At 27.8% G+C, this 1,806-nt stretch carries 2 protein-coding genes and 1 pseudogene; all 3 read right to left on the reverse strand.

Annotated features, from left to right (window positions below):
- A pseudogene (locus ACLR9T_RS14380) lies at positions 1-204 on the reverse strand (lacto-N-biosidase); the annotation flags it as partial.
- The gene (locus tag ACLR9T_RS14385; RefSeq protein ID WP_413110147.1) at positions 205-1,278 is read right to left on the reverse strand and encodes a family 20 glycosylhydrolase; all 1,074 of its coding nucleotides are present in this window, start codon (positions 1,276-1,278) and stop codon (positions 205-207) included. It abuts the pseudogene before it with no gap.
- A gap of 311 nt (positions 1,279-1,589) precedes the next feature.
- The coding region (locus tag ACLR9T_RS14390; protein WP_413110148.1) for an NAD(P)/FAD-dependent oxidoreductase at positions 1,590-1,806 on the reverse strand (217 nt) is incomplete at its 5' end.

A 1,806-nucleotide genomic window follows, 5' to 3' on the forward strand; every position in this document is an offset into this window, starting at 1 on the left:
TTGATCCCACCCTTGAGCAAGGACATAATACATGTACACATCAGCAAAGTTTAAAACTTTATTACCATTTTCAACAAAGTCAGCAATTGTCGCACAGTTATCGCCACCTGACCAATAACAAATTTCAATTGATGGATCTAAATGATAAGAATCCTTATCATATACTGTAAACATTAAACCATCATTCCATGCTCTTGGTGTCATTCAATATTCTTTTAAAATTGCAGTAATTTCATTAAAGTAGTTCATAACACCTGAATATTGTTCTTCAGTAAGTAATGAAAAATTATTTAAGAACTCATCGCCACCAATATTCATTTTTGTACAACCAAGTTCTGAGAAAAACTCAGCATATTCAGTAAATAAACTCTTTAAAAAATCTTTAGCTTCTTCATTAAAAATATTAAATGTCCCACTAGCAGCCCCATCGCTAGCTAAATTAGAAACGCTACTTAATCTATATTCATTAGGTAAATAATTTAAAACATAGCGCATATGACCAGGTGAATCTAGTGATGGAATTACATCAATATGATATTTGTTTGCATATTGAACAATTTCAGCCATTTGTTCTTTTGTGTAATATTGAGATGGATAATTAAATCCTTCAACATTATTTAATACATTACTTTCTAAACGATATCCTTCATGTTCCGAAAAATGAATTTGTAAAGAATTCATTTTTAAATAACTCATTTCTTCAATTAAATCTTTGATCCAATCAATACTGAAATATTTACGAGCTAAATCAAGATGCATAGAACGTTCATTAGTATCCGGCCAATCTAAGATTGTTCCTTGCAATAATGTATAATCATTAATTTTTAATAATTGAATTAAAGTTTGTACACCATAAAATATACCAATATTATCTTTTGCAGTTATTGTAATATGATCATCAATATCAATTCTATAACTTTGATTGTGACTAGCTAATTCTTCAAGTTCTTCTAATTGAATTACAATATCATTTTCTAATACATTGGCTTTATCACCAATAACAATATTTGGAGATTTATCTAAAAGTGTTCCTAGTTGCGAACTTAATAATTCAACATCATCTAATAACGCTTGGTTATCAATTGTTTTTTCATTTTCAACAATAAAGATACGACTTTCTCTAGCAAGAAAAAACGTTCCGGTAGTTGTTTGATATGATTGAACATGTGGATATGCACTAATATTTTCATTAGATGCATAAACATTGTTTATTTGTCCAACCACTATTCCACTAAAAGCAAGTGCTAAAGCTAGCACAATTTTTAAAATCTTTTTCATATTCTTTCCTTTCCTTAACTCATTTTTACATTATTTAATCTACATAGTAATATTTAATTTACCAAGCAATTTAACTTGTAATTGTATAACTTATTTCATCTCCAAAATAATATTTATATATTAGTATAATTTTTATGCAGATATCAATGTCTAAGGGATTTTCTTATTATTTTCCCTCCTTTCTTTATAGTAACCCCTTACATTTTAATAGTAAGCTATTTATAACGATAAGTAAAGCGATATTACCTTTTCATATAAAAAAACTATGAATATATAAAAGGAAACAAATTTTGTTTCCTTTTTATTAAAATCTATTTTTTAGCTGCATTTATAGCAGCAATTGTTCCATCACTAACTGCAGTTGAAACTTGACGAATTTGTTTTACACGAATATCACCAACTGCATATACACCTTTGATTGCTGTTTCCATATTTTCATCTACTGGAATATAGCCATCTTGTAAATCTAATTCTAAATATAATTGACTGTTAGGAATTGAACCAGCATAAACAAAAATACCACAGCCA

Source organism: Thomasclavelia sp., from assembly GCF_047249845.1.
In the GTDB taxonomy this organism is placed as follows: Bacteria; Bacillota_I; Bacilli_A; order Erysipelotrichales; family Coprobacillaceae; genus Thomasclavelia.